Here is a 23,615-nt window from a genome sequence, read left to right as displayed (position 1 = left end):
CCACCTGGACTATCCGCGGCAGAATCTGTCCATTTCACTCATTATCGGCAAAGCACCGCCAAAAAAAAGCAGGCCGCGCATGGCGGCCCGCTTACGGTCAAATCCTACCCAATCAGGCGTTGATCTCCTCGGCGCGATGACAAGCGATCATGCGCTGATCCAGTTCGCGTAATTCCGGCACCTCCTCCGCGCAACGCTGATTCGCGTGGGGGCAGCGCTTGTGGAAGGCGCAGCCCGACGGCGGCTTCAAGGGGCTGGGCAGCTCGCCCTCGATCTTGATCTTGATACGACGCTGCTCCGGGTGGATGGACGGCGTCGCCGACAACAAAGCCTGGGTATAAGGATGCAGCGGCCGCTCATAGACACGGTTCTTTTCCCCCACCTCCACCGCGCGCCCCAAATACATCACCATCAAGTCGTCGGCCACATGCTCAACCACCGACAGGTTGTGAGAGATGAACACATAGGCGGTTTTGAACTCGTCCTGCAGATCCATGAACAGATTGAGCACCTGGGCCTGGATAGACACATCCAGCGCCGAGGTAGGCTCGTCCGCCACAACGATCTTGGGGTTCAGCATCATTGCGCGGGCAATGGCGATGCGCTGACGCTGACCGCCGGAGAACATATGCGGATAGCGGAAAAAGTGCTCCGGCCGCAAACCAACCCGCTGCATCATGCCGCGCACCTTTTCTTCGCGCTCCTTGGCGCTCAGCGAGGTGTTGATCAGCAAGGGCTCGGCCAGCTGACTACCGATTTTCTGGCGCGGATTCAAGGACGCGTACGGGTTTTGGAACACCATCTGCACCTTGGTGCGCATGGCTTTCAATTCGGCCTTGCCGGCCTGGGCCGCATCCTGGCCGTCCAGCAGCAGAGAGCCCGAGGTCGGCGCTTCGATCAGCGTCAGCTGCCGCGCCAGGGTGCTCTTGCCGCAGCCGGACTCGCCCACCACCGCCAAGGTCTTGCCGGCCCGCAGTTCGAAGGAGACGCCGTTGAGCGCCTTGACTTGCGCCGAGGGCTTGAGAAAGCCTTGGGACACGTCGTAGTAGCGGGTCAGATCCCGCGCTTGCAATACGGTGCTCATTTCGCCTCCTTGTCCAGCAACGGGTAGTGGCAGCGCACGGCGCCGCCCTCCACCGGGGTCAGGCCTGGACGCTGGGTCCGGCAGTTGTCCTTGACATAGGGGCAACGCGGCGACAACAGGCAGCCGCCGGGGCGGTCATACTGCCCCGGCACAATGCCGGGCAAGGTGTTCAGGCGATGCGCGCCTTTGCTGTGTTCCGGAATCGACGACAGCAGCGCTTCGGTGTACGGATGAGCGGGATGATTGAACACGCCCGGCACCGCGCCCATTTCAGCCACCTGGCCGGCATACATCACCGCCAGCCGGTGCGCCACTTCGGCCACCACCGCCAGATCGTGGGTGATCATGATCAAGGCCATGTTCTGGCTCTTTTGCAAGCTGACCAGCAGCTCCATGATCTGCGCCTGGATGGTCACGTCCAAAGCCGTGGTCGGCTCGTCGGCGATCAAGAGCTTGGGGCTACAGGCGATGGCCATCGCAATCACCACCCGCTGGCTCATGCCGCCGGACAACTGATGCGGATAGGCGTTGAGCCGCGAGGCCGGCGCCGGAATCTCCACCAGTTCCATCAGTTCCAGCGCGCGCCGCTTCAGGGCCCCGCCGCGCAGGCCTTGATGCAGCTTCAGCACTTCCATGATCTGGTAGCCGACGGTGTAGCTGGGGTTCAGCGAGGTCATCGGGTCCTGGAAGATCATGGCGATATCCTTGCCGACGATCTTGCGGCGTTCGCGCGCGGAGATGGTCAGCAGGTTCTTGCCGTCGAAGCTCAGTTCATCGGCCACGATGCGCCCCTGACCTTCCAGCAGCCCCATCATCGCCATCATGGTGACCGACTTGCCGGAACCGGATTCGCCGACGATGCCGACGATTTCGCCCTGATTCACCGTCAGGTCCAGCCCTTCCACCGCGCGGAAGGGATTCTTTTCCGAACCGAACTCCACCGAGAGGTTCTTGATTTGCAGCAAACTCATTTCCATCCCCTCAAGCCGCGCGCTTCAGTTTCGGGTCCAGCGCGTCGCGCAGGCCGTCTCCCATCAAATTGATGGCGAGCACCGACAGCAAAATGGTCAGGCCGGGCAAGGTGACCACCCACCAGGCGCTTTCAATGTAATCGCGGGCCGATGCCAGCATGGTGCCCCACTCTGGAGTCGGCGGCTGCACGCCCAGGCCGAGAAAACCCAGCGCGGCGATTTCCAGGATGGCCGAGGAAAAGCTCATCGTTGCGTGCACGATCAAAGGCGCCATGCAGTTGGGCAACACGGTGACGAACATCAGCCGCGGCAGGCCCGCGCCGGCCACGCGCGAGGCCGTAACGTAGTCGCGGTTCAGTTCGGTCATCGCCGACGCGCGAGTCAGCCGCACATAGGCCGGCAAGGCCACGGTGGCGATGGCTATCATCGCGTTCATCAGGCCGGGTCCGAGAATGGCCATGATGGCCACCGCCAGCAGCAGCGAGGGCAAGGCCATCATGATGTCCATCAGCCGCATGATCGCGCCGCCGAGGACCTTGGGAAAGAAGGCGGCCAAGAGGCCGAGCACCACGCCCGGTAGCAAGGCCATCAGCACCGAGCACAGGCCGATGAACAAGGACAAGCGCGCGCCGTGGATCAACCTCGACAGGATGTCGCGGCCCAGTTCATCGGTGCCGAACAGGAATTGCGTCGAGCCGCCGTCCACCCATGCAGGCGGCGTCAGCAAATGGTCGCGATATTGCTCGATTGGGCTATAGGGCGCCACCAGCGGCGCCAGCAGCGCACAGGAGGTGACGATCAGCATGAAGATCAGGCCGGCCACCGCGCCCTTGTTGTGGGAAAAACCCTGCCAGAACTCCTTGAACGGCGAGGGATAGGCCAGCGCCAGGTCCGGGCCGGCGTTGACTTGCGTAGTCTGAGTCATAAATCCACCTAACTGGCTGTTACTTGGCGTGACGGATGCGCGGATTGGCGATGCCGTACAGGATGTCGACGATGAAGTTGGTGATGATCACCAGCGTCGCCACCATCAGGATGCCGTTCTGCACCACCGGATAGTCTCGGCGACTGATCGCGTCGATCAGCCATTTGCCTATGCCCGGCCAGGAGAAGATGGTTTCAGTCAACACCGCCCCGCCCATCAGCGTGCCCACTTGCAGGCCGATCACGGTCAGCACTGGAATCAGCGCATTGCGCAGGGTGTGGATGAAGATCACACGCGCCGGCGACAAGCCCTTGGCGCGCGCGGTGCGCACATAGTCCTCGCGCAGCACTTCCAGCATCGACGAGCGCGTCATCCGCGCGATGACCGCCAACGGAATCGTGCCCAGCACGATGGCCGGCAGAATCAGGTGCATCAAAGCGTTCTTGAAGGCGCCGGCGTTCACGTCCGGATCCGCGGCTTCCGCCATCCAGGAATCGATCAGCATGAAACCGGTATGCGGCGCGATGTCGAAGGTCAGGTCGACGCGGCCGGACACCGGGGTCCAGCCCAGCTTGACCGAGAAGAACATGATCAGGATCAGGCCCCACCAGAAGATGGGCATGGAGAAGCCGGTCAACGAGATGCCCATCACGCCATGGTCGAACAGCGAGCCGCGCTTGATGGCGGCGATGACGCCGGCCAGCAGACCCAGCACGGTAGCGAAGATCAAGGCGGAAATCGCCAATTCCAGCGTGGCGGGGAACAGGGTTTTGAACTCGGTCCAGACTCCGGTCTTGGTGACCAGGGACTCGCCCAGATCGCCGTGCAGCAAATTGACCACATAGTCGAAGTACTGAGCGTACAGCGGCTTGTCCAGACCCAGGCGATGCAAGGCTTCGGCGTGCATTTGCGGATCGAGCGCGCGCTCGCCCACCATCACCTCCACCGGATCGCCCGGAATCATGCGGATCAAGCCGAAGGTCAGCAGCGTGATGCCGAAGAAGGTTGGCACCAATAAGCCCAACCTTCGCAGAATAAAGGAAAACATGAGGACTTCTCCCTTGCGCCGGCCCCGCTGGGCGACTGGGCGCAATACTCAACTTGAGACCCAGAGCGACGACGCTTTGCATGGCAAACAGCGCGCGACGGCTCTATTGCGTTTGGGGAGACGTTACCGGAATAGAACGGAGAAGAAGCAAGGAAAACAACAATGAAGAGCGCCGGAGCGATGGCATGCAACTGAACCACCCACCCACATCAGCTGCGCCACCGCTACGGCAAGTGCAAGATAGCACTCCTCTCCGCAAACGAGCTTGACCCAGGTCAAGCCTGACGCACAGCCTCTCCACGCTGTGACTGACTACCCTCTAACACCACCCAGTAGACGTTCCGCCGCCATCGGGCCCGCCGCCTCTTTGTGCGACTGGAAACCCAAGGCTTAGAGTAGCCGACAAAACCCCGCGCCGCGTCCTGGCGCGCCGGCGGCAGCTGCCGCCCGACAACACATGCCAGTTCGCATCAGGGATTTCGCCAGCCGTTCTTTATCAGGCAAAACATCGGGGGAACCAGCCCCCGATGTCGCTGTTTTTTATTGTATTCCGGCTTACTTGACGCTAACGCCGTAGAAGGAGTTCAGGCCGAAGGGGCTGACCTTGAAGCCCTGTACCGATTTCAGCATCGGCTGATTCACGGTGGAGTGGGCAATCGTGGTCATCGGCACTTGCTGTTTGACGATCTCCTGAGCCTTCATGTACAGCTTGGTGCGCTCTGCCACGTTGGCGGTGCGCTTGCCTTTCTGGATCAGGTCTTCAAACGGCTTGTAGCACCACTTGGAGAAGTTGTTGCCGTTCATCGCGTCGCAACCGAACAGCACACCCAGCCAGTTGTCCGGATCGCCGTTGTCGCCGGTCCAGCCAATCAGCATGGAATCATGCTCGCCGGCCTTCGCGCGCTTGATGTACTCGCCCCACTCGTAGGAAGTGATCTTGGCCTTGACGCCGATCTTGGCCCAGTCGGACTGCACCATTTCCGCCATCAGCTTGGCGTTGGGGTTGTACGGACGTTGCACCGGCATCGCCCACAGGCTCAGTTCGAAGCCGTTGGGATAGCCGGCCTTGGCCAACAGCGCCTTGGCCTTGGCCACATCGTAAGGCGCGTCTTTCAGGCTCTTGTTGTACGACCACTGGGTCGGCGGCATCGGGTTGGTGGCCGGCTGGCCGGCGCCCTGGTACACCGCGTCGATGATGGCCTTCTTGTTGATCGCCATGTCCAGCGCCTGACGCACTTCCAACATCTCCAGCGGCTTGTGCTTGACGTTGTAGGCCAGGTAGCCCAGGTTGAAGCCCGGCTGCGCGGTCACCGACAGCTTGGGGTCGGCCTTCATCGCGGCCAGGTCGGTCGGACGCGGGTTGACGGTGATCTGGCACTCGCCGGCCTTCAGCTTCTGATAACGAACCGAAGCGTCGGTGGTGATGGCGAACACCAGGTTGTCCACTTTCGGACCGTCAGCCTTGTTCCAGTATTCTTTGTTGGCGGCGAAGCGGATCTGCGCGTCTTTTTGATAGCGCTTGAAGATGAACGGGCCCGTGCCTACCGGCTGCTGATTGATCAACTGCGGCTTGCCGGCCTTGAGCAGTTTGTCGGCGTACTCGGCGGATTGCACCGAGGCGAAGCTCATCGCCAGGTTCTGCAGGAAAGCGGCATCCAGGCTCTTCAGCGTGAACTTGACGGTGTTGGCGTCGACTTTCTCTACCTTGACGATATTGGTGTCCAGACCCATATCCGTGAAATACGGGAATTCGGTCGGATAGGCTTTGCGGAACGGATGGTTCTTGTCGACCATGCGGCTGAAAGTGAATACCACATCGTCGGCGTTGAATTCGCGGGTCGGCTTGAAGTAGTCGGTGGTCTGGAACTTCACGCCCTTGCGCAGGTGGAAGGTGTAGCTCAGGCCATCTGCCGCCACGTCCCACTTTTCGGCCAACGCCGGCACAACCTTGGTCCCGCCGCGCTGGAATTGCACCAAGCGGTTGAACACGGTTTCGGCGGACGCGTCGAAATCGGTGCCGGTAGTGTATTGACCGGGATCGAAGCCGGCCGGGCTGCCTTCGGAGCAGTACACCAGGGTGCCTGCGGCCTGAGCGGCCATCGCGGTCCCGGCGATCAGGCCGGCTGCCAGCAGCGCTTTCTTGACAGTTTGCATCTTTATTTCCTTTCCCTTGTACAGACTCATCGGTCTTTCTTGTCAACGGGACCTAAGCCCGCCATGGGGGGATACATTATGCAGAGAGGACGCTTTTGACAAGCGTCCTCTGCTTTTTTCTGCCAAGGGCTCTCCGCGCTAGGACTATTTTTTCCGGCTTATCAGATTTTCCTCAGCACAACGCTGCCCACCGAATAGCCCGCGCCAAAAGATGAAATGACGCCAACATCTCCGCCCGCCAGATCGTCGGAATGCAGATGGAATGCAATAACGGAACCGGCGGAACTGGTGTTGGCGTAACGGTCCAGAATCACCGGCGCCTCATGGTCGCCTGCGTCGCGGCCCAACACGCGCCGGGAAATCAGCTGGTTCATCGCTAGGTTGGCCTGATGCAACCAGAAGCGCGCCGCCTCGGCAGGCGCGATGCCCAGGCTCTCCAAATGCGCGGCGATATGATCGCCCACCATAGGGCAGACTTCCTTGAACACCTTGCGGCCCTGCTGTACGAAAAGCTTGTCCGGCTGGCCAATTCCCGCCTCGTCGCAACGATTGAGGAAACCGAAGTTGTTGCGGATATTATTGGAGAACACCGTGGCTAGCTTGCTGCCCAACACCTCGTAGCGCTGCGCCGAGCTTGCCGCATCGGCTCGCTCCAACACCACCGCGGTGCAGGCGTCGCCAAAAATGAAGTGGCTGTCTCGGTCGCGGAAATTCAGGTGTGCGGAACAGATTTCCGGGTTCACCATCAACACCGCGCGCGCCTGGCCGCTGGCAATGGCGTTGACTGCGGTTTGAATACCGAAGGTGGCGGATGAGCAAGCCACGTTCATGTCGAAAGCGTAGCCCTGAATACCCAGCGCCTGCTGCACCTCTATCGATACCGCCGGATACGGGCGTTGCATATTGGAGCAAGCGACGATGACCATATCGATGTCCGCCGCGCTTCGGCCTGCGCGCTCCAGCGCCTGCCGCGCGGCGGCCACCGCCATTTCCGCCTGGACCGACAGCTCGTCGTTGCCGCGCTCCGGCAAGCGCGGCGCCATTCTCTCCGGGTCCAACACCCCGCTCTTGTCCATGAGGAAGCGCTGCTTGATGCCGGAGGCCTTTTCGATGAACTCGGAGCTGGACTCGGCCAGCGGCTCCATCTCCCCAGCGGCGATCCGGTCCGCGTGTTGCTGATTGTGAGCGTGTACAAAGGCATTGAAAGCCGCGACCAGCTCCTGATTGCTGACCGCGTGCGGCGGCGTGAACAAGCCGGTTCCGCTAATGACGACCTTGTGCATGAATTGTCCTTTTAGCCCCCCGTAACCCGGGTAAGTGTAGATTTTTGTTGCGGCGACGACAGTCCTTGCTGCCCCGCCCAAGCGGAAATAGCCCGCCCTGTCTCGGCCCGTCCTCGGACGATCCTTTCCGTCGCCGGATTCTACACCAAGCCCTTCATCTGAAAGTAATAAAACCGCAAACGCCGTCGCAGCGCGGCCTACGGCCCTTCCCTCCTCTCCACGGCATGCGCCAACGGCTTTAATCGCCCCTCCCGCCCAAGTGGCGGCGCCCCGCCGGCCCCGTCGGCAAAACTACCCCTCCAACTAAAAACCGAGTAAAATGATCGGCTTTGCGCAAGCCGCCTTCTCTTGGCCCCGCCGATAATAGTTGACTAAAACAGTCGGATATTAGGTATAATCGTCTGCATCAGGAATTCATCCTCCTCCAAATACCCACTCTTGGAGACCAGAGACATGCGTTTAACCACCAAAGGCCGCTTTGCCGTCACCGCAATGCTGGACTTGGCATTGCGCGAGAGCGGCGGCCCGGTCACGCTAGCCGGCATTAGCGAGCGCCAAGGCATCTCGCTCTCCTACCTGGAACAACTCTTCGGCAAGCTACGGCGCGCCGAACTGGTGGACAGCGTACGCGGCCCCGGCGGCGGCTATACCTTGGCCAAGGCCCCGATCGATATTTCCGTGGCGGACATCATCACCGCCGTGGACGAACCAGTGGACGCCACCCAGTGCGGCGGCCGCGAGAACTGTCGCGGCAATCAGCGCTGCATGACCCACGATTTGTGGACCAATCTGAACGTCACCATTTTCGACTACCTGTCCAAGGTCAGCCTCGCCAGTCTGGTTGAGCAGCAAAAGGCCAAGGAAAACACTGTATTGCAGGATAAGCGCGAATGCAGCGTGGTTCACGCTTCTGCCGCCTCCAGCGCCCTGTAAGGCGCGGACCCATCTTCTTGTGGAGAATATAAATGAGCCAGCTCAAGCTTCCGATCTACCTCGACTACTCGGCCACCACGCCGGTAGACCCGCGCGTTGCCGACAAGATGATTCCCTATCTCTACGAAAAGTTCGGCAACCCGGCTTCGCGCAGCCACAGCTTCGGCTGGGACGCGGAGGAAGCGGTGGAGAACGCGCGCGCTGAAGTGGCCAAGCTGATCAACGCCGACCCGAAGGAAATCGTCTGGACCTCTGGCGCCACCGAGTCCGACAACCTGGCGATCAAGGGCGCCGCCCACTTCTACAAGAGCAAGGGCAAGCACCTGATTACCGTCAAGACCGAGCACAAGGCGGTGCTGGACACCATGCGCGAGCTGGAACGCCAGGGCTTCGAAGTCACGTATCTGGGCGTGCAAGACAACGGCCTGCTGGACATTGAAGAATTCAAGGCCGCCATCCGCCCGGACACCATCGTCGCCTCCGTGATGTTCGTCAACAACGAAATCGGCGTGATTCAGGATATCGAACAATTGGGCGAGATCTGCCGCGCAAACGGCGTGATCTTCCACGTCGACGCCACCCAGGCCCCGGGCAAAGTGGTCATCGACATGGAAAAACAGAAAGTGGACCTGCTCAGCCTGTCCGCGCACAAAGTGTACGGCCCCAAGGGCATCGGCGCTCTGTACGTGCGCCGCAAACCGCGCGTGCGCCTGGAAGCGCAGATGCACGGCGGCGGTCATGAGCGCGGCTTCCGCTCCGGCACCCTGGCCACCCACCAGATCGTCGGCATGGGCGAAGCCTTCCGCATCGCCCGCGAAGAGATGGACAGCGAGCGCGAACGCATCCGCATGCTGCGCGACCGCCTGTGGAACGGCATCGAGAACATGGAAGAGGTCTACATCAACGGCGACATCGACCAACGCGTGCCGCACAACCTCAACGTCAGCTTCAACTTCGTCGAAGGCGAAAGCCTGATCATGGCGATCAAGGAGCTCGCCGTGTCCAGCGGGTCGGCTTGTACCTCGGCTTCGCTGGAGCCGTCCTACGTACTGCGCGCGCTGGGCCGCAACGACGAAATGGCACACAGCTCGATCCGCTTCACGCTGGGCCGCTTCACCACCGAGGAAGAAATCGACTTCGCGGTGAATCTGCTAAACCAAAAGATCGGCAAGCTGCGCGAACTGTCCCCCTTGTGGGAAATGTTCAAGGACGGCGTGGATCTGAATTCGGTTCAATGGGCCGCCCACTAAGGGCGACAGCAATATCCAGCGCCGAGCCGGCAAGACCGGAACGGCGCTGAAGGAGACAATCATGGCATACAGCGACAAGGTAATGGATCACTACGAAAACCCGCGCAACGTGGGCTCTTTCGAAAAAGGCGACGACAGCGTGGGCACCGGCATGGTGGGCGCGCCGGCCTGTGGCGATGTGATGAAGCTGCAAATCAAGGTGAGCGAGGACGGCGTGATTCAGGACGCCAAGTTCAAGACTTACGGCTGCGGCTCCGCCATCGCCTCCTCCTCACTGGTGACTGAGTGGGTCAAGGGCAAATCGCTGGACGAAGCGCTGGAGATCAAGAACACCGCCATCGCCGAAGAACTGGCTTTGCCGCCGGTGAAGATTCACTGCTCCATCCTGGCCGAAGACGCGATCAAGGCCGCGGTCAACGACTACAAGCAAAAGCACGGCAAATAATCAGCGGGGACATCATCATGGCTATCACCCTTTCCGAACGCGCCGCCGCCCACGTCAGCGCCTTCATCGCCAAGCGCGGCAAGGGCTTGGGCATTCGTCTGGGCGTTAAGACCTCCGGCTGCTCCGGCATGGCCTACAAGCTGGAGTTCGTCGACGTGGCCAGCGACGACGACGTGACCTTTGAAAGCCATGGCGTCACCGTGTTCACCGATGCCAAGAGCCTGGCTTACATCGACGGCACCGAACTGGATTACGCCAAGGAAGGCTTGAACGAGGGGTTTCAGTTCAACAACCCCAACGTCAAAAACGAGTGCGGCTGCGGCGAAAGCTTCAACGTCTGACCCCGGCAGGCGGACGCGCTTCGGCGCGGCCCGCCCGTCGTCCAACTGTAAGCTAGGTTTTCCGGCCCCGTCCCTATGAGCACCGATTTCAGCCAAGACTTCTTCTCCCTGTTCAATCTGCCGCGCCGCTTCGCCATAGACGGCTCGGCACTGGAGCACGCCTGGCGCACCGCCGCGGCCCAGGTCCATCCCGACCGCTACGCCAGCAGTTCCGACGCTGAAAAGCGCAGCGCGCTGATGCAGGCCACCCGAGTCAACGAAGCCTATCAAACGCTGAAGTCGCCGTTGAACCGCGCCCGCTACCTGCTGACACTCTCCGGAGTCGACACTCAGGAAGACACCAACACCCAGATGCCGGCCGCCTTCCTGATGGCGCAGATGGAGTGGCGCGAGAACATAGAAGACGCCCGCGCCGGGCGCGAACTCGAACGCCTGGAAACACTGTCGCGCCAGCTGCGGGACGAGAGCCGCGCGCATCAGACCGAATTGGAACAAGCGCTGGATCAGCGCGCCGACTTGGACGCCGCCGCGCTTCTAGTGCGAAAATTGCGGTTTTTGGAAAAACTGGACCAGGAAATCGGCGATGCCATCGAGGCTTTGCTCGACTGAGCTCCCGGCCGCCGGCCCTTCCCCGTCGTGGGGATCGCGCACCGGCCTGTCCTCCATATCCGCCTCCGCCACAGCAGGCGGCTTACCTCGAACTGATTTGAACTGAATATGGCCTTACTGCAAATCGCCGAACCCGGCCTCTCCGCCGCCCCTCACCAACACCGATTGGCGATCGGCATCGATCTGGGCACCACCAACTCGCTGGTGGCCTCGGTGCGCAGCGGATCCGCCGCCGTACTCAAGGACGAGCACGGCCGCAGCCTGCTGCCCTCGGTGGTGCGCTACGCCGACGAAGGCGTCGTCAGCGTCGGCTACGAAGCCCAGAAAGAACAGAACAAGGATCCGCACAACACCATCGTCTCGGTGAAACGCTTCATGGGCCGCGGCCTGGCCGACCTGCCGGACGTCCGCAACCTGCCCTACCGCTTCGTCGACGCGCCCGGCATGCTGCAGCTGGTGACCCGCGGCGGCATCAAGAGTCCGGTTGAAATTTCCGCCGACATCCTGCGCACCCTGAAGCAACGGGCCGAAGCCAGCTTGGGCGGCGAACTCACCGGCGCGGTGATCACGGTGCCGGCCTATTTCGACGACGCCCAGCGCCAGGCCACCAAGGACGCCGCGCGCCTGGCCGGCTTGAACGTGCTGCGCCTGCTGAACGAACCCACCGCCGCCGCCATCGCCTACGGGCTGGACAACGGCAGCGAAGGCATATACATCGTATATGACCTAGGGGGAGGCACTTTCGATGTTTCCATCCTGAAACTGAGCCGCGGCGTGTTCGAAGTGCTGGCCACCAGCGGCGACTCCGCATTGGGCGGCGACGACTTCGACCACCGCGTCTACTGCTGGATGCTTGAGCAGGCCGGCCTGTCCGGGCTGGGCGCTCAGGACACCCGGCTGCTGTTGACCCGCGCCCGCGAAGCCAAGGAAGCGCTGACCGAGCACGCGGAGACCCAAATCACCGCTCTGCTGTCCGACGGACAGACCCTGAACCTGACCTTGGATCAGGACACCTTCCGCGGCATCACCAAGAACCTGGTGGACAAGACCCTGCTGCCGGTGCGCAAGGCGCTGCGCGACGCGGGCGTCGCGACGGACGAGGTCAAGGGTGTGGTGATGGTGGGCGGCGCCACCCGCATGCCGCAGGTGCAAAAAGCCGTTGGCGACTTCTTCCGCCAAGAACCGCTGACTAATCTGGACCCGGACAAGGTCGTCGCCTTGGGCGCGGCGATCCAGGCCAACGTGCTGGCCGGCAACAAGGGCGAGGACGAGTGGCTGCTGCTGGACGTGATCCCGCTGTCGCTGGGCATCGAAACCATGGGCGGCCTGACCGAGAAGATCATCCCGCGCAACAGCACTATCCCGGTGGCGCGCGCGCAGGACTTCACCACCTTCAAGGACGGCCAGACCGCAATGTCCATTCACGTGCTGCAGGGCGAGCGCGAACTGGTGGCCGATTGCCGCTCGCTGGCCAAGTTCACCTTGAGCGGCATCCCGCCGATGGTGGCCGGCGCGGCGCGCATCCGCATCACCTTTCAGGTGGACGCCGACGGCCTGCTGGAAGTATCCGCCCGCGAACAGACCAGCGGCGTGGAAGCCCGCATCGAGGTCAAACCCTCCTACGGCCTCAGCGACGAGGAAATCAGCCGCATGCTGACCGAGTCCATGACCCATGTGCATGAAGACATCGAGGCGCGCAAGCTGCGCGAAGCCGTTGTCGACGCCACCAGCCTCAGCGAAGCCTGTCGCGTCGCGCTAGCCAGCGACGGCGACCTGCTGGACGCCGACGAGCGCAACGCGGTGGAACAGGCGCTGGCCGCCGTGGACGCGGCCATCGCCGCGGCACAGGCCGCCCGCGAGGTCAACGAGGCCTCCGGCCGTCTCAACCGCGCTACCGAAGAATTCGCCTCGCGCCGCATGGACCGCAATATCCGGCGCGCGCTCAAAGGCCACAACATTTCCGATTTGTAAGGATCCGCCATGCCGCGAATCATCGTACTGCCCCACGCCGACCTCTGCCCGGAAGGCGTGGTCATCGACAACGCCGAACCCGGCCAGAACATCTGCCAGATATTGCTGGACCACGACATCGAGATCGAGCACGCCTGCGAGATGTCCTGTGCCTGCACAACCTGCCATTGCATCGTCCGCGAAGGCGGCGACTCCCTGAACGAAGCCGACGAGCTGGAAGAAGACCTGCTGGACAAGGCCTGGGGACTGGAAGCCCAGTCCCGCCTGTCCTGCCAGGCGATTGTCGCCGATGAGGACTTGGTGATAGACATCCCACGGTACACGATCAACCACGCCCGCGAACACCACTAGGAACACGCCCTAAAATCCCTGTAGCCGCGTTGCGCCGCCTTGCCGTACCTCATGCGGCGCGCCTTGCTACAGCCGCTGCGCTGGATTTTATGAACGGTTCCCCGCTCTGGAGACAATAAGATGAAATGGACCGACGTGCTGGACATCGCCATCGAACTGGCGGAAGCCCACCCGGAAATCGACCCCAAAACCGTGCGCTTCGTCGACTTGCACAACTGGGTCGTCGCGCTGCCGGGTTTTGACGACGACCATAGCCGCGGCGGCGAACGCGTGCTGGAAGCAATTCAACAAGCTTGGATCGACGAGGTGGAATAAGCGCTCGCCCCCCTGTTTCGGCAAGGCCGCGTCTCCTGACGCGGCCTTTTTGCCGTCTAGCGTCAAAAAACTCGCAGCCGCCGCATAGGAAAAGCCGTGCTGATGGCGGTATCATCGGACAAAGGCTGCGACAGCCCGCCGGCAGCCTCCTCTTTCGAAACGGAGCTCCCTGATGTTTACCCTCATCATCGGCAATAAAAACTATTCCTCTTGGTCCCTGCGCCCCTGGCTGGTGCTGAAAATGCTGGACGAGCCGTTTGAAGAGCAGCAAATCGATCTTTACCTGTCCGACACCAAGGCCCGCATCCTCGCCGCCAACCCGGCCGGCAAAGTGCCGGTGCTGATAGATCGCAAGCTGCGGGTCTGGGATTCGCTGGCGATCTGCGAATACCTGGCCGAGTGCTTCCCCGCCGCCAAGCTGTGGCCGGACGACGCCGGACTGCGCGCGGTCGCCCGCTCCATCGTCGCCGAGATCCACTCCGGCTTCTCCGCCCTGCGCGAACACCTGGCGATGAATCTGACGCTGCGCCATATCAATTACCAAAGCACGCCGGCGGTGGAGTTCGATATCGCCCGCATCATCTCGCTATGGGAAGAGCATCTGCCGCGCCATCAGGCCAACGGCGAATTCCTCTTCGGCGGCTTCAGCATCGCCGACGCCTTCTTCGCGCCGATCGCCACCCGCTTTCACACTTACAACGTCAAATTGCCTGAGCAGTCTCAGGCTTACGTCAACCGCCTGCTGGCTTTGCCGGCCATGCGGGAGTGGTATGATGCCGCCCAGGCTGAAGGTCAGCGCGGCCAATAGCGTCGGATGTCGCAATTAGAGTGGAAGGACGCGCCATAACTCATTAGAATGGCGCGTTTTTTTATCATTTTTACGCGTAGAAGGATAGTTTCATGACCACCCCGTTCATCATCGGCGTTGCAGGCGGCAGCGGCAGCGGTAAAACCACGGTGACCAATCAAGTGCTGGAAACCATTGGCTCCGAGATGGCGGCTGTGATCATTCAAGACTATTACTACCGCGATCAGAGCCATCTGACCTTCGAACAGCGGCTGGCCACCAACTACGACCACCCGCAAGCCTTCGATTGGCCGCTACTGATCGAGCACATCGACGACCTACGCAATGGCCGCGCCATCGAAATGCCGGTCTACGACTTCGCCAACCACACCCGCGCCGAGGAAACCATTACCATCCAGCCGGCGCCGGTCATCGTCATCGAGGGCCTGTTTCCGCTGTACGACGCCGCGCTGCGCGACATGATGTCCTTAAAAATCTTCGTCGACACTGATTCCGACGTGCGCTTCATCCGCCGTCTCAAGCGCGACATCACCGAGCGCGGCCGCACCACCGATAGCGTAATCGAGCAATACCTGACCACGGTGCGTCCGATGCACAACCAGTTCATCGAACCGACCAAGCGCTTCGCCGACGTGATTCTGCCTCACGGTGCCAATGATCCGGCGGTGGATATTATCACCACCAAGGTGGCCAGCCTGATGGTACGCTAAGAGCCGGCAACAAAACCCCTGATGCTGCGTTGCGCCGACTTGTCGTACTCAAGTACTGCCTGCGTCGGCGCGCCTTGCCTCAGGTGCTCTACGAGCTTTTGCGAACCGCTCAGACTTAATGCGGCGGCGTCCGCGCCGCCGTCTTCCGCCCGCTCTTCCCAGCGGGGCCCAAGCACAGGAGTACTCCATGCACACAATCAAACCGCGCAATCCGCACGCTTGCGCGCCCATCATGAAAAAAGGCGGCGCCCACGGGCGGAGCCGCTCCGGACAGCGCCAGGCCGGACGCCAGGCCATATTGGCCGAACTGGATCTTGATCTGGACTGGAACGAAGCGGACGCCTACCCGCCGCAGGCGCAAGCCGCTGCCGACGATGAGCCGGCGGTTTTTGGCGACGTTAAAAACAAAGAGCCGCGCATTGCGCGGCTCTTTGTTTTTAACGGTGCCCTGCCAGCGGCTACGCCCCCGACTTCAACTGCAGCAAATCCCAGCGGTTGCCATACAAATCCTCGAACACCACCACGGTGCCGTATTCCTCCTCCCGCGGCTGCTCGCTGAAGCTCACCCCCGCCGCCGCCATGCGGCGGTAATCGCGCCAGAAGTCGTCGGTATGCAGGAAGAAACCGACGCGACCGCCGGTTTGCGCGCCCACGACGGCTTGCTGCCGTGCATTGCTCGCCTTGGCCAGCAACAGCGCGCACTCGCTCGCCCCGGGCGGCGCCACGCGCACCCAGCGCTTGTCCTCGCCCTGACGCTCATCCTCCAGCAGCACAAAACCCAGCTTGTCCACATACCAGGCGATGGCCTCGTCGTAATCGGCCACCACCAAGGCGACCGAACCCAAAAACTGTTTCATCTCACGCTCCAAACAAAAACGGCGTCCCCAAGGACGCCGTGACGCGCTGAGCCCGCTCATGCCCCAAGAGGCCAAGCCGACAGCGCTTACTTGCCGATATGCGGCGCCAGCATGTGCAGCAGTTGCGCCAGCACTTTCGGATTGGCGGCGACGATATCGCCGGACTCCAGCCAGCCCTGCTCGCCGGACAAATCGGTAACGATGCCGCCCGCTTCCTGCACGATCAGGCTGCCCGCGGCGATGTCCCAGGGCTTGAGATTCAGCTCCCAGAAGCCTTCCACGCGGCCGCAGGCCACATTGCACAGGTCCAGCGAGGCCGCGCCTTCGCGACGCACGCCGGCGCTCTTGGCCAGCACGTCCTTGAGCATGCCCAGGTATTGGTCGATATAGCTTTGGTCGGACACCGGGAAGCCGGTGGCGATCACGCACTCATTCATCATGAAGCGCTTGGATACGCGGATGCGGCGATCATTGAGGAAGGCGCCGACGCCGCGCGAGGCGGTGAACAGATCGTTGCGGTTGGGGTCGAAGACCACGGCTTGCTGCACCTGGCCCTTGTGCGCCAGGGCGATGGAAATCGCGTACTGCGGGTGGCCATGCAGGAAGTTGGTAGTGCCGTCGATGGGATCGATGATCCACTCGTATTCCGACGAACCGATGCCTTTCGCGCCGGACTCTTCTGCTAGAATCGCGTGCTTGGGATAAGCTTCCAGAATGGAAGCGATGATGGACTCTTCCGCGGCGCGGTCCACTTCGGTCACGAAGTCATTGTGTTTCTTGCGCTCTACGCGCACCGCGTCGAGATTCAGCGACGCGCGCTGGATGACACTGCCGGCGCGGCGAGCGGCTTTCACCGCGACATTGAGCATCGGATGCATTGACGGCCTCTACACTTTCAACCATGACAAACGTCCGCCACATGACGCGACGTCTGCTAGTAACAATCTGGGTTAAGGAACAAGAAAAACCCGGCGCAATCGGGCAAGGCGGCATGCCTGCCCATCCGGCAAGCGCTGGCCTTGCGCGCAAAACGGCGCGCGGGCTTTTTCGATAAGCCGGCTATTTTAATGTGAAACTGCTGATGAATAAACCCCAAGTACCTGATTTTCTGAAAAACATTCGCGTGGTGTTGGCTCGCCCCAACCACCCCGGCAATATCGGCTCCGCCGCCCGAGCAATGAAGACCATGGGCCTGAGCCGACTCTATCTGGTTGAACCCAAAGTGTTTCCCAGCGACGAAGCCAATACCCTGGCCTCCGGGGCGGTGGATCTTCTCGAACACGCCACCGTGGTGCCCAGCCTGGCCGAGGCGCTGCAAGACGTCACCATCGCCTGCGCGCTGACCAGCCGCCGCCGCGAGCTGACCACCCCGCTGTCCACCCCGCGCCAAACCACGCCTGAACTAGTGGCCCGCGCCCGCGACGGCGAACAAGTGGCCCTGGTGTTCGGCAACGAAACCTTCGGCCTGTCGATCGAAGAAGTCGAGCAGTGCAACCGTCTGGTCACCATCCCCGGCAATCCGGACTACTTCTCGCTGAATCTGGCGATGGCGGTGCAGGTCATGACCTACGAGCTGTTCAGTCACACCGGCGTGGACGTCGATTATCTGCGCACCGACAGCGACGCGGCGGCGCTGGGCGAGGTGGAGGGCTTCTGCGGCCATCTGGAACAGACCATGGACAAGATCGGCTACTTCCGCCGCCGCAATAGCGAGCGGATGATGCGCCGGATGCGCACCCTGTTCAACCGCGCCGGCATGCTGCGCGAGGAGATCGACATCCTGCGCGGCTTCCTCAAACAGGTGCAGCGCGCTGCCGACGGCGAAGTCCGTCGCGACGCGCCCGGACCGAATGGCGAATAAGCCGCCGTTCACCCTGCCCTACGCGCATCCGGCGGTGCGCGATCTGGCTTTTCTTCTCACCGCGCCCTCCCCCTGGAAAAGCGGCGCGGACATTCCGCCGCACCGGCTGCTGGGCCCCGACGGCCCGGCGCTGCTGCAAGCGCTGGACGCTCATCCCGACGAGCTGCGGCACTGGCTGGCGCGCCAGCCCACCCGCCGCCTGGGTCATTACGCCGAGCGCTTGCTGTCGTTCTGGTTCCGCTTGGCGCCGCACATCGAACTAGTCGCCAGCAATCTGCCTGTGCGCGGTCCAGACGGCCGCACCGTCGGAGAATTTGACTTCCTTTTGCGCCTGGACGGCCAACCGCTGCATCTGGAAGCCGCCAGCAAGTTCTACCTGCAGCTGGGCCGCAGCGCCGATACGCTGACCGGTCCCAGCCTGCGCGACGCCTGGGCGCTGAAAGCCCATAAGCTGCAGACCCAGCTGCGTCTATCCCGCCACCCCGCGGCGCAAGCGACGCTGCCGGAAGGCTTTGCCGGCTGCGCGGTCGGCGCCCGGCTCAGCGGCTGGCTGTTCCACGCTCAAGACACCTCGCCGGAACCACCGCCCGGCGCCCTGCCGCTATATGGGCAATACTGGCCGCTGCGCGGCGACTGGCCTGCGTTGAACGCGAACTCCCGCTGGGCCTGGCTACCCAGGCTCAGTTGGCTGGCGCCTGCGCGCCTCTCGCGGGAACACACCGCCGATGCGGCGGAACTGCGCGCGCGGCTGGAACAGGCAGAGGCACCGCAATTGCTTGCCGAACTGCAACCCGGCCCGGACGGCGACTGGCATGAAGTGGCGCGAGGCTTCGCCGTTCCGCCGGGATGGCCTCAAGAAGCGCCGTTGTCGCGCTTGTTGCGGCAAATCGCGGACTGCGCGCCGCCGCAATGAAAAAGGCAAGCCTCATGGCTTGCCTAAGAGGCTGTTCATAATCTGCTGCGCTTCGTGATACGCCCCACGGTGAGTACCGCTTCGAAATGCTCATGTACCACTTGACCATTCCGCTTTCTCAGCGGTTTTCGCCTTGTCTCGCTCTTGCTCGCTAGATTTTGAACTGGCTCTAAGAACCTGTTTACGATCCGCTTTCTCAGCCGTTTTCGCCTGACCTCCTCTTGTCTCGCGAGATCATAAACACGCTCTTGCGTCTTTCGCGGCTCCGCAGAAGCGGCGGGATCAATGACCGTTGGCGTGAGCGCAGCCGGAAATCAGCGCCTTCAACTCATCCACCATCACCAACTGGATGTGCTTGTGATCGACCGTGATCCAGCCTTGCTGCTGGAACTTGGACAGCGTGCGGCTGACGGTTTCCAGTTTTAAACCCAGGAAGCTGCCGATTTCCTCACGGCTCATGCGCAGGATGAAATCATTGGCGGCGAAGCCGCGGGTGGACAGACGCTGGGACAAATTGAGCAGGAAGGCGGCCAGGCGTTCTTCCGCCTTCATGTTGCCCAATAGCAACATTACATTTTGATCGCGAACGATCTCGCGGCTCATCAGTCGGTAGAAGTGGTGCTGCAAGGTGGGAATTTCGCGGCCCAGGCTCTCCATGCGGCTGAACGGCAACTCGCACACCTCGCTGTCCTCCAGCGCGATGGCGTCACAACCGTGAACATTGGCGGAAATACCGTCCAAGCCCATTAGTTCGCCGGACATGTGAAAGCCGGTCACCTGCTCGCGGCCGTCCTGACTGGCCACGCTGGTCTTGAAGAAGCCGGTGCGCACCGCAAACAGCGAGCGGAAGCCCTCGCCGCTGCGGAACAGGTACTCGCCGCGCTTCAAACGGCGGCTTTGACGGATCACTGCGTCAAGCTGGGTCAGTTCCTCGCGGTTGAGCCCCACTGGCAGACAGAGTTCCTTCAGGCTGCAGTTGGAGCAGGAGACCTTCAGGTTATGCAAAGAGATATGGTTCTGATCGGACATGGCATGTTTAGTACAAGCTTGCGACGAAGCTTGACCCTTATCAAAGCGAAATTCGCAGGATTTCCGCAAATTTACCAGTCCACCAGAGGTTTTGCCATCCAAATACGACATGAAGACCACCCACCCATTTTCTCCTGCCCATTTTGAATTCGACCGCGCTCTGATTGAACGCCTCGACGGGACAGGTCCTAGATATACGTCATACCCGACAGCAGATCGCTTTACGCCGGGTTTTGCCGAAAGAGACTACATCCACTGGCTACGGCAGCGCAGCATCGGCGCCAACCGGAAACCTTTATCATTGTACGCTCATATACCTTTTTGCAACACTATCTGCTACTACTGCGGTTGCAACAAGATCATCACCAAGGATAGCGGCAAAGCCGACTTGTATCTGGACTACCTGGAAAAGGAAGTCCAGATGGTCGCCTCCTGTCTGGGGCGCCGAGAGCAGGTGATACAGCTGCATTTCGGCGGCGGCACCCCGACTTTCCTGTCCGACGCGCAACTGGAACGATTGATGACCTTGCTCAAGACTCATTTCGAGTTCTTGAAGGAGGGGGAGTATTCCATAGAAATAGACCCGCGCAAAGTCAGTGCAGCTACAATTTTCAAGCTGGCCGAATTAGGCTTCAACCGCATCAGCGTCGGCATTCAGGACTTCGAGCCCGCGGTGCAGCAGGCGGTGAACCGCGTGCAGTCCGAAGCGGAAACTCTAGAGGTGATCCAGGCGGCGCGCGACGCCGGCTTCAAGTCCGTCAGCGTCGACCTGATCTACGGCCTGCCCTTGCAGACCCGTGAATCGGTGCGTCGCACGCTGGACAAAGTGATCGCCATAGGACCGGACCGGCTGGCGCTGTATAACTACGCCCATTTGCCCACCGTGTTCATGCCGCAACGCCGCATCAACGAGGCCGATCTGCCGTCGCCGGAAACCAAGCTGGACATCCTGCAGGACTCGGTGCAACGCCTGGCCGACGCCGGCTATGTGTTCATCGGCATGGATCACTTCGCCAAGCCGGACGACGAACTGGCCTCCGCCTTGCGCCAGGGCCGGCTGCAGCGCAATTTCCAGGGTTATTCCACGCATGCGGACTGCGACATGATTGGCCTTGGCGTGTCCTCCATCGGCAAGGTCGGCCCCTGCTACAGTCAGAGTGCCAAAGATCTGGACAGCTACTACGCGGCGCTGGACAGCGGCCATCTGCCGGTGCTGCGCGGGCTGACGCTGGACAATGACGACATCCTGCGTCGCAGCATCATCCAGGGTCTGATGTGCCGTTTCTCGCTGTCCGTGGAAGCGCTGGAGGAAATTCACGGCATCAACTTCGCCGAGTACTTTGCGGAAGAGTTGCCGCAGATCCGCGAATATCAGCAACTGGGGCTGCTGTCCTTCGACGGCGACTTCATCATGGTGGAACCCAAGGGCCGTCTCCTGATCCGCAATATCGCGATGATCTTCGATAAGCACCTGCGCGAGCGCCGCACCCAGGCTCGCTACTCCAAAACCATTTAAGCCAGTCCCATGACAAAACAGCCCGCGTCTAAACGCGGGCTGTTTATCGTTGGAGCCTGGCAAAGGCTTACCAGATGTCTTTTTCCACCTTGGCCGCCAGTTCCGGGTAATCCGCCACCTTGAACACAGGGGTGGACTCGCCTTGCTTCAGCTGACGCTCATAGTCCTTCAACACGATGAAGAAGTAACGTGACAACAACACAATGGCCACCAGATTAATCAAGGCCATCAAGCCCATGGCGAAGTCGGCCATGTCCCATACCAGCGGCAAGCTGGCCACCGCGCCGAACATCACCATCGCCAGCACGATCAGCCGGAACACCAACAAGATCCACTTGTTGCTGCGAATGAATTCGACATTGCCCTCGGCGTAAGCGTAATTGCCGATGATGGTGGAAAAGGCGAACAGGAACATCGCCACCGCCAAGAAGGACGCCCCGATCGGGCCGAACTGGGCTTCGATGGCCTTCTGCGTCAGCGCCACCCCGCTCAAACCCTGATCATGCACGCCGGACAACAGAATGATGGCCGCCGTGGCGGTACAGATCACCATGGTGTCGATGAAGACGCCGAACATCTGTATCGCGCCTTGGCTTGCCGGATGGCGCGAGGTCGCCGTCGCGGCGGCGTTGGGAGCGGAACCCATGCCCGCCTCATTGGAAAACAGACCGCGCTTGATACCCAGCATCATCGCCTGGCTCACGGCGTATCCGGCAAAACCGCCCGCGGCCTGCTCCAGACCAAAAGCGCTCTTGACGATCAACACAATCAGACCGGGCAACTCGGCGGCATGCACCGCCAACACATAGAAGGTCATCAGCAAATAGACGGCCGCCATCACCGGCACCAGCCATTCGGCCACCCGCGCCACCGAGCGCACGCCGCCAAAGATGATGGGCGCGCTCATTACCACCAGGGCGATGCCCACCATATAGCGGTTCCAGCCCCAGGCGCCCTCGGTGGCCGCCACGATGGAGTTGGCCTGCACCGCGTTGAACACCAAGCCGAAAGCCAGAATCAGGCACAAGGCGAAGATCACGCCCAGCCAGCGTTGCCCCAGGCCTTTCTGGATGTAGTAGGCCGGACCGCCGCGGAAGGTGTCGTCATGGTGATTGGTCTTGAACAGCTGCGCCAAGGTCGATTCGGCGAAAGCGCTGGCCATGCCCAGCATGGCGGTCAGCCACATCCAGAACACCGCGCCGGGTCCGCCGGCGGCAATGGCGATGGCCACGCCGGCGATGTTGCCTGTGCCCACACGGCTGGCGAGGCCGGTGGCGAAGGCCTGAAACGGCGAGATGTCGTCCTTGCTGCGGTGGCCGCCGCGGCCGCCCATCATCTCGCGCCAGCCGCGCGCAAAAAGCCGCAACTGCAACAGGCCGGAGCGCAACGAGAAATACAAGCCGACGGCCAATAACAGGCCAATCAGCACTTTGCCCCAAATCACATCATTGGCGGCATTGATAAACGAATGAAGCAAGTCCATGGATCCTCTATAAAGCTCTGAGCGTGGCAATCTGGAAAATAGGCGACGCGCGCCGGAAGGATTGCAGACAGGAAGGTTGTCCTCGCCGCGGTCTTGGCGCCGGGCTTGAAAATTGCAGCCTTGACGAAACCGTTCCCCGCGACCGTCGGGTCGCCTGGTTCAGGACACTGCTTCGTCAGACTGTTCGATGCAAAACCCGGCGAATTTAGCAAAATAGAGTGATTGCTGGCAATGCCGGGCAATCTTGGCCAAAGCCTCGCAAACGTCCATTCCCCCGTTTCAACGCACGCCTTTGTCATTGAATCGTTCCGAATAGCCGGACGCTGACCCAATGCCAAAACAATCCAAAGTCATTTTCGATGCCCCAGGCATTATTGCCGGTTATTCGCCCTAGCCAGACAAGCCAAAGCTCAGGCCCCTTAGCTAAACGAACTGATAATCGCCTCATCCGACAAGCCATCGCATTTCATGCGGCAATCGCAGCCCGTGAAAATTGCCTATTCTGGAACTGGCGAAGCAGACGTCCACATTGCGTGCGTCTCCGCCACAGTCAGGAGCGAAATCATGACAACACCCGTGGTAAGGCTGATGCAGCGCTTGAGCTACCCCAGCCGCTTTGCGCTGATCGGCACGGTCTTTGCCGTCGCCTTACTGTATATGGTGTACGGTCTGTATCGAACCAATCAGGACAATATCGACTTTTCGCAAAAAGAAAGAGTCGGGGTGTCCTATATTCAGCCGCTGCAGCATTTGCTGGG

23 protein-coding genes are annotated in these 23,615 nt (G+C 61.3%); 13 read left to right on the top strand and 10 right to left on the bottom strand.

Features of this window, described 5'->3' with window-relative positions:
- Nucleotides 1–112: 112 nt before the first annotated feature.
- The 6 genes from DXT74_RS08345 to DXT74_RS08320 all read right to left on the bottom strand — a co-directional run bounded on the left by DXT74_RS08345 (nt 113) and on the right by DXT74_RS08320 (nt 7,465).
- Nucleotides 113–1,084, bottom strand: coding sequence for a peptide ABC transporter ATP-binding protein (locus DXT74_RS08345; protein WP_043641146.1), 972 nt, complete (start codon nt 1,082–1,084; stop codon nt 113–115).
- Nucleotides 1,081–2,055: an ABC transporter ATP-binding protein gene (locus tag DXT74_RS08340; RefSeq protein WP_043590845.1), complete on the bottom strand. Its 975-nt coding sequence runs from the start codon at nt 2,053–2,055 to the stop codon at nt 1,081–1,083. Before DXT74_RS08340 ends, DXT74_RS08345 begins: the two co-directional genes overlap by 4 nt.
- Before the next feature lie 10 nt (nt 2,056–2,065).
- Nucleotides 2,066–2,980, bottom strand: a complete 915-nt coding sequence (locus DXT74_RS08335; RefSeq protein ID WP_019101432.1) for an ABC transporter permease subunit — start codon at nt 2,978–2,980, stop codon at nt 2,066–2,068.
- A 19-nt stretch (nt 2,981–2,999) separates the two neighbouring features.
- Entirely contained in the window at nt 3,000–4,028 is a 1,029-nt protein-coding gene (locus DXT74_RS08330; RefSeq protein WP_043641144.1) for an ABC transporter permease subunit, read from the bottom strand.
- Nucleotides 4,029–4,583: 555 nt separating this feature from the next.
- A complete protein-coding gene (locus tag DXT74_RS08325) occupies nt 4,584–6,182 on the bottom strand; it encodes an ABC transporter substrate-binding protein (RefSeq protein ID WP_194427723.1) in 1,599 nt (532 codons plus the stop codon).
- 161 nt (nt 6,183–6,343) lie between these two features.
- Entirely contained in the window at nt 6,344–7,465 is a 1,122-nt protein-coding gene (locus DXT74_RS08320; protein ID WP_194427722.1) for a beta-ketoacyl-ACP synthase III, read from the bottom strand.
- 453 nt (nt 7,466–7,918) lie between these two features.
- Here DXT74_RS08320 and iscR point away from each other — a divergent pair, with 453 nt between their 5' ends.
- The 10 genes from iscR (at nt 7,919) to udk (ending at nt 15,198) form a co-directional block, all read left to right on the top strand.
- Nucleotides 7,919–8,398, top strand: a complete 480-nt coding sequence (iscR, locus tag DXT74_RS08315; RefSeq protein WP_043641136.1) for a Fe-S cluster assembly transcriptional regulator IscR — start codon at nt 7,919–7,921, stop codon at nt 8,396–8,398.
- A gap of 32 nt (nt 8,399–8,430) precedes the next feature.
- Nucleotides 8,431–9,648 carry an IscS subfamily cysteine desulfurase gene (locus DXT74_RS08310; RefSeq protein WP_194427721.1) on the top strand — a complete coding sequence of 406 codons (1,218 nt, stop codon included), beginning with the start codon at nt 8,431–8,433 and terminating at the stop codon, nt 9,646–9,648.
- A gap of 61 nt (nt 9,649–9,709) precedes the next feature.
- Nucleotides 9,710–10,093: a Fe-S cluster assembly scaffold IscU gene (iscU, locus tag DXT74_RS08305; protein WP_019102783.1), complete on the top strand. Its 384-nt coding sequence runs from the start codon at nt 9,710–9,712 to the stop codon at nt 10,091–10,093.
- Nucleotides 10,094–10,110: 17 nt separating this feature from the next.
- The gene (iscA, locus tag DXT74_RS08300) at nt 10,111–10,434 is read left to right on the top strand and encodes an iron-sulfur cluster assembly protein IscA (protein WP_019102784.1); all 324 of its coding nucleotides are present in this window, start codon (nt 10,111–10,113) and stop codon (nt 10,432–10,434) included.
- Nucleotides 10,435–10,509: 75 nt separating this feature from the next.
- Nucleotides 10,510–11,043, top strand: a complete 534-nt coding sequence (hscB, locus tag DXT74_RS08295; protein ID WP_081554847.1) for a Fe-S protein assembly co-chaperone HscB — start codon at nt 10,510–10,512, stop codon at nt 11,041–11,043.
- A 108-nt stretch (nt 11,044–11,151) separates the two neighbouring features.
- Nucleotides 11,152–13,014, top strand: coding sequence for a Fe-S protein assembly chaperone HscA (gene hscA, locus DXT74_RS08290; protein WP_194427720.1), 1,863 nt, complete (start codon nt 11,152–11,154; stop codon nt 13,012–13,014).
- A gap of 9 nt (nt 13,015–13,023) precedes the next feature.
- A complete protein-coding gene (gene fdx, locus DXT74_RS08285) occupies nt 13,024–13,365 on the top strand; it encodes an ISC system 2Fe-2S type ferredoxin (protein ID WP_043590826.1) in 342 nt (113 codons plus the stop codon).
- A 120-nt stretch (nt 13,366–13,485) separates the two neighbouring features.
- Complete coding sequence (gene iscX / locus DXT74_RS08280; RefSeq protein ID WP_019102788.1) at nt 13,486–13,680, top strand: Fe-S cluster assembly protein IscX; 195 nt, start codon at nt 13,486–13,488, stop codon at nt 13,678–13,680.
- A gap of 172 nt (nt 13,681–13,852) precedes the next feature.
- The gene (locus DXT74_RS08275) at nt 13,853–14,488 is read left to right on the top strand and encodes a glutathione S-transferase family protein (protein WP_194427719.1); all 636 of its coding nucleotides are present in this window, start codon (nt 13,853–13,855) and stop codon (nt 14,486–14,488) included.
- A 92-nt stretch (nt 14,489–14,580) separates the two neighbouring features.
- A complete protein-coding gene (udk, locus tag DXT74_RS08270) occupies nt 14,581–15,198 on the top strand; it encodes a uridine kinase (RefSeq protein WP_043590824.1) in 618 nt (205 codons plus the stop codon).
- 458 nt (nt 15,199–15,656) lie between these two features.
- Here udk and DXT74_RS08265 read toward each other — a convergent pair whose 3' ends face one another.
- Entirely contained in the window at nt 15,657–16,055 is a 399-nt protein-coding gene (locus tag DXT74_RS08265; RefSeq protein ID WP_081574276.1) for a VOC family protein, read from the bottom strand.
- A gap of 86 nt (nt 16,056–16,141) precedes the next feature.
- Nucleotides 16,142–16,933 carry an inositol monophosphatase family protein gene (locus DXT74_RS08260; RefSeq protein WP_019102792.1) on the bottom strand — a complete coding sequence of 264 codons (792 nt, stop codon included), beginning with the start codon at nt 16,931–16,933 and terminating at the stop codon, nt 16,142–16,144.
- A gap of 203 nt (nt 16,934–17,136) precedes the next feature.
- Here DXT74_RS08260 and DXT74_RS08255 point away from each other — a divergent pair, with 203 nt between their 5' ends.
- Both DXT74_RS08255 and DXT74_RS08250 read left to right on the top strand, forming a co-directional pair.
- Nucleotides 17,137–17,916 (top strand): RNA methyltransferase, encoded by a 780-nt coding sequence (locus tag DXT74_RS08255; RefSeq protein WP_194427718.1) that lies wholly within the window; start codon nt 17,137–17,139, stop codon nt 17,914–17,916.
- Nucleotides 17,906–18,829 (top strand): DUF1853 family protein, encoded by a 924-nt coding sequence (locus DXT74_RS08250; protein WP_194427717.1) that lies wholly within the window; start codon nt 17,906–17,908, stop codon nt 18,827–18,829. Before DXT74_RS08255 ends, DXT74_RS08250 begins: the two co-directional genes overlap by 11 nt.
- A 282-nt stretch (nt 18,830–19,111) precedes the next feature.
- On the opposite strand, the gene fnr is transcribed toward DXT74_RS08250, so the two are convergent.
- Complete coding sequence (gene fnr, locus DXT74_RS08245; protein WP_043590811.1) at nt 19,112–19,858, bottom strand: fumarate/nitrate reduction transcriptional regulator Fnr; 747 nt, start codon at nt 19,856–19,858, stop codon at nt 19,112–19,114.
- Nucleotides 19,859–19,967: 109 nt separating this feature from the next.
- Between fnr and hemN the strand changes: the two genes are divergently transcribed.
- Nucleotides 19,968–21,374 (top strand): oxygen-independent coproporphyrinogen III oxidase, encoded by a 1,407-nt coding sequence (gene hemN / locus DXT74_RS08240; protein WP_043590809.1) that lies wholly within the window; start codon nt 19,968–19,970, stop codon nt 21,372–21,374.
- A 67-nt stretch (nt 21,375–21,441) separates the two neighbouring features.
- On the opposite strand, the gene DXT74_RS08235 is transcribed toward hemN, so the two are convergent.
- Entirely contained in the window at nt 21,442–22,857 is a 1,416-nt protein-coding gene (locus DXT74_RS08235) for a sodium:alanine symporter family protein (RefSeq protein WP_019101096.1), read from the bottom strand.
- Nucleotides 22,858–23,615: the final 758 nt, after the last annotated feature.

The sequence above is a fragment of the Chromobacterium sp. Rain0013 genome (assembly GCF_015291765.1).
GTDB classification, from domain to species: Bacteria; Pseudomonadota; Gammaproteobacteria; order Burkholderiales; family Chromobacteriaceae; genus Chromobacterium; species Chromobacterium haemolyticum.
The sequence above is the reverse complement of the archived record's forward strand: the minus strand, read 5'-3'. Positions and strand labels throughout refer to the sequence as shown.